Genomic DNA, 8839 nt, shown 5'->3' on the forward strand with positions numbered 1-8839 from the left:
CGTTCGAGACGATCGCCTCGACGTCGCAGCCACGCGGAGCAGTGGCGATGAGCTGGCGCGTGAGCTCCTCCGTGTACCGGCGTGCGCCGCCGGGCTCGTCGGAGACGAGTTCGTCGACGATCACGCGCAGGGTGGTCACACTGCTCCCCTCTCGCTTCGCTCGGTCGCCTCCATCCAATCACGGCCGACGCGGGGAGCGCGCTTCGGTCAGCAGGATTGGAGCGCGTCGAGCGGTGTTCCGAGGACCGCCGTCCCTCCGAGCAGCGAGACCTGCGAGACGTTCTGTGCGGCGAGATCGGTGAGGACCGAGCGGGGGACACAGCCTCCGTTGACCGTGAAGAGAGGGGCGTGCTTCGCCGCCGCAAGGGCCGAGCCCGCCAAGGCGTCCGGGAAGCCGAAGCCGCTGGCGATATAGGCCTGCGTGAAGGTCGGGAACGAGGAGCGCCCGACCGTTTCGGCCGTCTCGAACCGGTCCGCGCCCGCCAACCGTGTCACCGTGATCCCCTGGTTGGCAAGAGAGGACTGAACGCCGGGGGTGATGACGTCCGTACCGCCGACCAGGGTCACGGCCGTCGTCTTGTTCGACGACAGGAATGCGGTCGACGCTGCGTCGATGGCGGAGGCGCCGCCGTTCACGAGCAGCACTGGAGCGCCGAGCGAACCGGCGGCGGCACCGGCTGCGAGGGCGTCGGGGAAGTTCGTGCCGGTAGCCATGAAGGCTTTCGGGATGTTGCCGCCGGGGAAGGCATTCGCCGCGATCAGCTGGGACGTGGCGTACCGGTCGGGGCCGGCGATACGGGTCACGGTCGGTGCCAGCTGCTTCAGGGAGTCCTCCACCACCTGGGGGACCACGTTCAGGCCGCCGACGACGACGATCTTCGAGGGCTGGAGCGACTGGATCTCCTGCCGGACCGAATCCGGCAGGGTCCAGCTGGTCAGCAGGAGGGGACCGCCGGCGTGAGCTGCCGCCGGTGCGGCGCTCAGCGCGTCGGGGTAGTTGAGCCCGGTCGCCACGTAGACCGTCGGAGCGGTCGTGGGGTAGGCGGCCTTCGCGATGGCGACGCTGGTGGCGAAGCGGTCCGCTCCGGCGATGCGCTGAGTCGGAATCGCTGTGATCTGCAGCGTCCCGGAGACAGCAGGACCGGAGGAGTATTTGCCCCAGGCGGCGTTCGCCGTGTAGCTCGTGGTGCCGAGGGGAGCGCCCGCCAAGGAGACCGACCAAGTGCCATTGACGATGCTCGCCGTCCGTGCGGTCGTCTCGTTCGCGAGCTTGACCGTGACATAGTCGCCCGGGAACGCGCCGGTGGCGGTGCCCGAGAGCACGCCACCCTGCAGCACGCGATCGGACGCTGGGAGCGAGGTGACAGCGACCGTGGCCGTGACCGAGACCGCGGGCTCCCAGATCGACGAGTAGCGCGCGGACACGCTGGACTGCCCGGTGGCGGAGGCCATCGGGTAGAACGCGGTGAAGTATTTCGCATCGGTGCAGAGGAGGTTCGGACCGGCGGACACCAGCCCGACGGCCGTGGTGCCGCTCACGGCGGCCCCGCCGCTGTCCCCGGGCTTCGAGCAGGTCGACGCGATCACCGCGTTGATAGTTCCCGGGGCGCCCTCCACTGAGATCGGGTAGTCCGTGGCCTCGATGCTCCCGCAACTCCACCCGGTGGTCGAGCCGCTCTTGCACAGCGGCGCACCGACGACGGCCGGTCCGACCCCGGTCACAAGCGGCGGGGTGCCGGCCAACGGGGCGCCCGTACCGCCGCCCCAGGGGAGGAGCGCGGGACGCGAGGTGTGCCCGATGGTGAGCGCCATCAGTGACGAGTCGGCGTTGTTGCCGAACTGGACCGATGAGGGAATCCAGTTACCCAGGGGAAGGCCCACGATCCCCTGCGAACCGGTCGCCGAACTCGGACCGGTCATGGTGATCTCGTAGGTCGACGTTCCGCTCGTGTAGCAGTGTCCAGCGGACACGAGCTGAGGGGCGCCGCCGCTCAACCCGTAACCCGGGAAGCCCGCCGAGCAGCGTTCGCCGGAGGTGGCGCCGAGAGCGCCGATGAAGTACGGCTGCCCGCCGTACACGTCCGAGAGGGGACCGACCGGCACATCCGGCACGGCGTGGTGGGGCGCTGCTCCGACGACCGCCGCAGCGCCGGCCGCGCGGGCCAGCGCCGCCGTGCGGGCATCCTCCGTGTAAACCGTGACGGCCTGGCCATCGACCGTCGCGCTCACTGCGGCACCGGTCTCCGTGTGCAGCGCTGAGGTCAGGGCGCCGGCATCCTGAGCGGCCGCTGCATCGGCGAGGTACTGCGCCGGCGAGATGTGCAGGTCGCGTGTCACCGCCGAGGCGAGTCCGGGGTCGAGACGCTTCGCCTGGTCGGCGAAGCTGTCCACCGTCCGCCGGTGGAGCTGCGGCAGCGCCGGGGGAGTCGAGTCCGCGTCCACCTTCGCCGTCTCGGGACTCACCGGAGTGACCGGACCGGGCGTCGGCGCGGGAGCCGGGCCGCCGGCCCACGCAGGCACTCCACCGACGATCACCACCGCGGCGGCGGCGATCAGGGCGAGAGGGAGGGCGCGTTTCACAGGAATCCTCGGAAGACGAGCGCAGGATCCCGTTTACCGACCCCCCACGCGGATGACGTTGCACCAAACATATTACGCATGGTGCTGATTTGGCACTGTCCCCCGTTCGGCCGGGTTCATCGCTGAGCGAAGAGTCCCTCGGCCGTTGCGGCGGCCAGGGCGTCCTCCCAGGGGCGCATCGGCTGCAGGCCCACGCGCCTCCAGGCATCGTGACCGAGGACCGAGTACGACGGTCGCGCGGCCGGACGGACGAAGGTCGAGCTGTCCGTCGGCTTCACCCGCTCGGGGTCGAGGCCGGCCCGGGCGAAGACGGCGCGGGCGAATCCGTACCAGGTGGTCTCGCCCGAGTTCGTGCCGTGATAGATCCCGGCCGGAGCGTCCGCCTCCAGCAGTGCGAGGACCTGGGCGGCGAGGTCGCCCGTCCAGGTCGGCTGGCCCAGCTGGTCGTCGACGACGCTCACCGTCTCGTGGCTGGCGGCGAGCTTCACCATGGTCTTGGCGAAGTTCGGGCCGCCGGCGCCGTACAGCCAGGCGGTCCGCACGACGAATGTGCCGTCGGGATGCGCCGCCAGCGCCAGCTCCTCGCCGGCGGCCTTGGTGCGGCCGTAGGCGTTGATCGGGTCGCGGGGCGTGTCCTCGCCGTACGGGTGCGTGGCGTGACCGTCGAAGACGTAGTCGGTCGAGACGGTGACGAGACGCGCGCCGTGCTCGGCAGCGGCGATCGCGAGGTTCTCGGTGCCGAGGGCATTGATCGCGTACGCCGCGTCCTCGTGGGTCTCCGCGTCGTCCACCTTGGTGTAGGCGGAGGCGTTGATGACCACATCGTGGCCGGAGGCGGCCGCGAGCACCGCATCCCGGTCGGTCACGTCGAGCTCGGCGCGCGACAGGGCCGTCACGTCCCGGCCGGCGAAGGCCTTCTGCAGGTCCTGGCCGAGCATCCCGGCCGCACCGGCGATGAGGATGCGGTTCATCGAGGGCGGCATCAGTTGTCGAGCGCCGCGCGGGCCTTCAGCGGCTCCCACCAGGCGCGGTTGTCGCGGTACCACTGGACCACGTCGGCGAGGCCCTGCTGGAACGGCACCAGCGGCTCGTAGCCGAGCTCGGCCTGGATCTTGGAGATATCGACCGAGTAGCGCAGGTCGTGCCCGAGGCGGTCGGCGACGCGGTCGACGTAGGACCAGTCCTTGCCGGTCGCGTCGAGGAGCAGCTGGGTGAGCTCCTTGTTGGTCAGCTCGGTGCCGCCGCCGATGTTGTAGATCTCGCCGGCGCGGCCGTTCACCAGCACCATGGCGATGCCGCGGGTGTGGTCGTCGACGTGCAGCCAGTCGCGGATGTTGTTGCCCTCGCCGTAGAGCGGGACGTGCTTGTCGTCGATCAGGTTGGTGACGAAGAGCGGGATGACCTTCTCGGGGAAGTGGTACGGGCCGTAGTTGTTCGAGCAGCGCGTGATCGACACGTTCAGGCCGTGCGTGCGGAAGTAGCTGCGTGCGAGGAGGTCGCTGCCGGCCTTCGAGGCCGAGTAGGGCGAGTTGGGCTCGAGCGGCCGGTCCTCCGCCCAGGAGCCCTCGGCGATCGAGCCGTAGACCTCGTCGGTGGAGACGTGGACGAAGCGCTTCAGGTTGCTGCGCAGGGCGGCGTCGAGCAGCTGCTGCGTGCCCAGCACGTTGGTCTCGACGAAGATGGACGCGTCCCGCACCGAGCGGTCGACGTGCGACTCCGCGGCGAAGTGGACGACCGCATCCACCGTCGGGAAGAGCTCGTCCAGCAGGCCGCCGTCGCGGATGTCGCCCTTCACGAAGGTGTACCTCGGGGAGTCGGCGACGGGCGCCAGGTTGGCCAGGTTGCCGGAGTAGGTCAGTGCGTCGAGCACGACCACCTCGGCGCCCTCCAGGCCCGGGTAGGCGTCCTGCAGAGTGCGACGAACGAAATTGGAGCCGATGAAACCGGCGCCGCCGGTGACGAGAATCTTCATGGAGTAGGGGACCTGCTTCGTAAGAGTCGGAGATTTCCCGGGCGATTCTACCGGGTGGCGCTCTGCGGGCCGATTTCCGGACACGAACGCTCTTGCGTTCGAGCCGATATCACGCGCTAGGGTCGGATCATGCTCATGGGGGGAATGCGGGCTCGGACCCGCGCGCTGGTCACTGCTGTGCTCACTGTCGCTGCGATCGGGGGTGCCGTCGCTGTGACGACGCCCGCAGTGGCCGACGATTCCGGGAACGCGCAGGCCTACTACGCGGCCGTCGCGAAGGCGACGGAGGGCCGGGTGCCGTCGCAATCGCAGGAGAACGCCAATGTCGCTGCCGCGCTGGGAGCCGTCGCGTCACCGGGCCAGCTGCGGGCACTCTCCGCGGCCGACGCGGATCCCGCCAAGTTCGTCGACGGCGATCTGGCGAGCGACGCCGTCTTCTTCAACGGCTCGGCCTGGAACGAGACGCAGATCGCCTCGTTCCTGAACTCAGAGGTCAAAACGTGTGTGGGAACCAAACCGGACTGCCTGAAGTCGTACACCACGGCGACCGTCACCAAGGCGGCCGACGCGATGTGCAACGGCTACACCGCCTCCGCCTCGGAGTCCTCGGCGCACATCATCGCCACCGTGGCGACCTCCTGCGGCATCAACCCGGTCGTGCTCGTGGTGCTGCTGCAGAAGGAGCAGGGGCTCGTCACCTCCACGGCGCCGTCGCAGGACGCCTACGACTTCGCGACCGGCTGGAACTGCCCGGACACCAGCGAGGGCTGCAGCACCAACACCGCCGACACCACCGGCTTCTTCAACCAGGTCTACGGTGCCGCGTGGCAGTTCAAGCGGTACGGCGTCGGCAGTGACTTCGACTGGTTCCCGGTCGGCAAGGTGACTCCTGTCCAGTACAACCTCGACTCGTCGTGCGGCACCAAGCAGATCGCCATCCAGAACAAGGCCACGGCCGCCCTCTACTACTACACGCCGTACACGCCGAACCAGGCGTCGCTCGACAGCTACCCGGGCCTAGGGGACGAATGCTCGGCGTACGGCATCCGCAACTTCTGGATGCTGTTCAACGCCTGGTACGGCTCGTCGACCGCCGGGTCGGTTCCCTCCACGCAGCGCGTGGCCGGCGGCGACCGCTTCGCCACCTCGGCCGCGATCTCGCAGGCTGCGTTCCCCACCCCCGGCGCCGGCGTCCCGGCCGTCTTCATCGCAAACGGCCTCGACTTCCCCGACGCCCTGACCGCGGCACCTGCCGCGGCGAAGCTGGGCGGTCCACTCCTGCTCGTCATGCCCGGAGCGGTCCCCGATGTGATCATGACGGAACTGCAGCGGCTGAAGCCGCAGAAGATCTACGTGGCCGGGGGCCCCGCGGTCATCGCCCAGCCGGTCCTGGATCAGCTCGCCACCGTCCAGCCGCAGGTGCAGCGCATCTACGGCGGCTCGCGGTTCGACACATCGCAGCAGATCGCGAGCACGATCTTCGGGTCGACGGTGACGGGCGCCACCGCGTACCTCGCCTCCGGACTCGGCTTCCCCGACGCACTGTCGGCGGGAGGTGCGGCCGGCTCCCAGGGACAACCCGTGCTCCTCGTGAACGGCGGCCTCGACGCCGCCGACTCGGCGACGGTCGCGGCTCTGCATGCGCTGAACGTCACCACGGTCAAGATCGTCGGCGGCACCTCCGTCATCTCCGCCGGATTCGAGTCCAGCCTGCGCGGCGCGTTCACCGTCGTGCGGCTCTCGGGCGCCGACCGCTTCGGGACCAGCGTGGTCGTCAACCAGGACGCGTTCCCGAGCGCGACCTCCGCGACGTACTTCGCGTCGGGCACGACGTTCCCCGACGCGCTCTCCGGCGCCGCCTGGGCGGGCAAGACGCACAGCCCGCTGCTCGTGACCCGGGCCGGCTGCGTGTATGCGGCGGAGGCCGAGATGGCGCTCCGCGCCCAGACGCTCGTCACCCTCGGAGGCGCGAACGCCCTGGCCGACCAGGTGGGGGCTCTCGCGGTCTGCCAGTAGACTCTCGGGGTGCAGATCCGCGAACTGAACATCCCCGACGCGTACGAGATCACGCCGAAGCAGCACGCCGACGACCGTGGCGTGTTCTTCGAGTGGTACCGGTTCGACCGTCTGGAGGAGGCCGTCGGCCACCGCCTCGACCTCCGTCAGGCCAACACCTCGGTCTCCCGCCGTGGATCGGTGCGCGGCATCCATTTCGCGGACATCCCGCCGAGCCAGGCCAAGTACGTGACGGCGCCACGCGGGGCCGTCCTCGACTACGTCATCGACATCCGCGTCGGCTCGCCGACCTACGGCCAGTGGGACTCCGTCCTCCTCGACGACGTCGACCGTCGCGCGATCTACCTGGCGGAAGGCCTCGGCCACTGCTTCGTCGCCCTGACGGACGACGCGACGGTCAGCTATCTGGTGACAGACGTGTACAACCCGGGCCGTGAGCACGGGATCAACCCCCTCGATCCCGACATCGACCTGCGTTTCCCGGCGGAGGCGGGCGAACCGCTGCTGTCCCCGAAGGACACTGAGGCGCCGAGCCTCGCCGAGGCCGCCGCGTCCGGCCTGCTGCCGACCTGGGAGGCCGCCCGTGCCTACTACGCGTCGCTCGACGCATCCACCGACCACGGAGGCAACTGACCGATGCGCGGAATCATCCTCGCCGGGGGCTCCGGCACCCGGCTCTGGCCCATCACCAAGGGAATCTCGAAGCAGCTGATGCCGATCTACGACAAGCCGATGGTCTACTACCCGCTGTCGACCCTGATGATGGCCGGAATCGACGAGATCCTCATCATCACCACCCCGGAGTACAACGACCAGTTCCGTGCGCTGCTCGGCGACGGCTCGCAGCTCGGCATCCGGCTCGAGTACGCAGTGCAGGAGTCTCCCGACGGCCTGGCGCAGGCGTTCATCATCGGCGAGGAGTTCATCGGCGACGAGTCCGTCGCGCTCGTCCTCGGCGACAACATCTTCCACGGCACGGGCCTCGGCTCGTCCCTGCGGAACCACAACGCGATCGACGGCGCGCTGATCTTCGCGTACCAGGTGAGCGACCCGACGGCCTACGGCGTCGTCGAGTTCGACGACACGTTCACCGCCATCTCGATCGAGGAGAAGCCGGCCGACCCGAAATCGCGGTTCGCCGTGCCCGGCCTCTACTTCTACGACAACCAGGTCGTCGAGATCGCGAAGACCATCGAGCCGAGCGCGCGTGGCGAGCTGGAGATCTCCACGGTCAACGAGCGCTACCTGCAGGCCGGCCGGCTGCAGGTCCAGGTGCTCGACCGCGGCACCGCCTGGCTCGACACCGGAACCTTCGAGTCGATGATGCAGGCCTCCGAGTACGTGCGGGTGATCGAGGACCGGCAGGGCTTCAAGGTCGGCTGCATCGAGGAGATCGCGTGGCGCGCGGGCTGGATCGATGACGCACAGCTGAAGACCCTGGCCGCACCACTGGTGAAGAGCGGATACGGCACCTACCTGAGGGCGTTGCTCGAGCAGCAGTGACGTCCGCCGCGCAGCCGCCAAAACCGGCGGGAGGGGTGTGGCACCGCCGGATCGCCGCGCAGCCCCGTTAGGCTCGCCCGTGTGACGCCCCCTCGCCACCCGTTCCGCGCACTCATCGCCGTGTGCACCGCCCTCGTCGTCCTTCTGGTCGGCGGGATCGTCGTGCCGGCGCCGTCCGCCGAGGCGGCCGATGGAGCGGACTTCCAGGCCGGGTTCATCATCAGCGATTCGAACTTCTACAACGGCGGCGCGGTCGACGCCGGAAACATCCAGGCCTGGCTGAACCTCCAGGTCCCGACCTGCCGAGCCGGCTACACCTGCCTGAAGGACTACCAGGAGACGACCTACTCGCGCGCTGCGGACCCGATGTGCGCGGCGTACACCGGGGCTGCGAACGAGTCGGCCGCCACGATCATCGCCAAGGTCGGTGCGGCCTGCGGCATCAGTCAGAAGGTGCTGCTGGTCCTGCTCGAGAAGGAGCAGAGCCTCGTCACCGACACCTGGCCCACCGCCGGTCAGTACCAGATGGCGACCGGCTACGCCTGCCCGGACACCGGTCCGTGCGATCCCTCGACGCTGGGCTTCTACAACCAGGTGTACAAGGCCGCCTGGCAGTTCAAGCGCTACGGCAACCCGCCGGGGACCTCGAACTACTTCAGCTGGATCCCCGTCGGGCAGGTGAGTGCCATCCGCTACAACCCGAATTCCGCGTGCGGATCGAGCAATGTGCTGGTCCGCAACGCCGCCACCGCCGCGCTCTACTACTAC

Annotated in this window: 6 protein-coding genes and 1 pseudogene; 4 read left to right on the forward strand and 3 right to left on the reverse strand. The window is 69.2% G+C overall.

The window, feature by feature from the left end:
* Positions 1-207: 207 nt before the first annotated feature.
* The 3 genes from ACPYOG_RS17705 to rfbB all read right to left on the reverse strand — a co-directional run bounded on the left by ACPYOG_RS17705 (position 208) and on the right by rfbB (position 4552).
* Positions 208-2580, reverse strand: a complete 2373-nt coding sequence (locus ACPYOG_RS17705; protein WP_481295473.1) for a cell wall-binding repeat-containing protein — start codon at positions 2578-2580, stop codon at positions 208-210.
* 116 nt (positions 2581-2696) lie between these two features.
* Positions 2697-3551 carry a dTDP-4-dehydrorhamnose reductase gene (gene rfbD, locus ACPYOG_RS17710; RefSeq protein WP_481295474.1) on the reverse strand — a complete coding sequence of 285 codons (855 nt, stop codon included), beginning with the start codon at positions 3549-3551 and terminating at the stop codon, positions 2697-2699.
* Between the two features lie 11 nt (positions 3552-3562).
* A complete protein-coding gene (gene rfbB / locus ACPYOG_RS17715) occupies positions 3563-4552 on the reverse strand; it encodes a dTDP-glucose 4,6-dehydratase (protein WP_481295475.1) in 990 nt (329 codons plus the stop codon).
* 129 nt (positions 4553-4681) lie between these two features.
* Here rfbB and ACPYOG_RS17720 point away from each other — a divergent pair, with 129 nt between their 5' ends.
* The 4 genes and pseudogenes from ACPYOG_RS17720 to ACPYOG_RS17735 form a co-directional block, all read left to right on the forward strand.
* Entirely contained in the window at positions 4682-6568 is a 1887-nt protein-coding gene (locus tag ACPYOG_RS17720) for a cell wall-binding repeat-containing protein (RefSeq protein ID WP_481295476.1), read from the forward strand.
* A 9-nt stretch (positions 6569-6577) separates the two neighbouring features.
* Positions 6578-7201 carry a dTDP-4-dehydrorhamnose 3,5-epimerase family protein gene (locus ACPYOG_RS17725; protein ID WP_090036650.1) on the forward strand — a complete coding sequence of 208 codons (624 nt, stop codon included), beginning with the start codon at positions 6578-6580 and terminating at the stop codon, positions 7199-7201.
* Between the two features lie 3 nt (positions 7202-7204).
* The gene (rfbA, locus tag ACPYOG_RS17730) at positions 7205-8071 is read left to right on the forward strand and encodes a glucose-1-phosphate thymidylyltransferase RfbA (protein WP_481295477.1); all 867 of its coding nucleotides are present in this window, start codon (positions 7205-7207) and stop codon (positions 8069-8071) included.
* Positions 8072-8152: 81 nt separating this feature from the next.
* A pseudogene (locus tag ACPYOG_RS17735) lies at positions 8153-8839 on the forward strand (hypothetical protein); the annotation flags it as partial.

It is taken from the genome of Leifsonia sp. HAY1-4F, from assembly GCF_056755275.1.

Excerpts from the sequence above, each read along its gene's own strand:
- ACPYOG_RS17720 (WP_481295476.1), top strand. The coding sequence starts at position 4,682 with ATGCTCATGGGGGGAATGCGGGCTCGGACCCGCGCGCTGGTCACTGCT.
- rfbA (WP_481295477.1), top strand. The coding sequence starts at position 7,205 with ATGCGCGGAATCATCCTCGCCGGGGGCTCCGGCACCCGGCTCTGGCCC.
- rfbB (WP_481295475.1), bottom strand. The coding sequence starts at position 4,552 with ATGAAGATTCTCGTCACCGGCGGCGCCGGTTTCATCGGCTCCAATTTC.
- rfbD (WP_481295474.1), bottom strand. The coding sequence starts at position 3,551 with ATGAACCGCATCCTCATCGCCGGTGCGGCCGGGATGCTCGGCCAGGAC.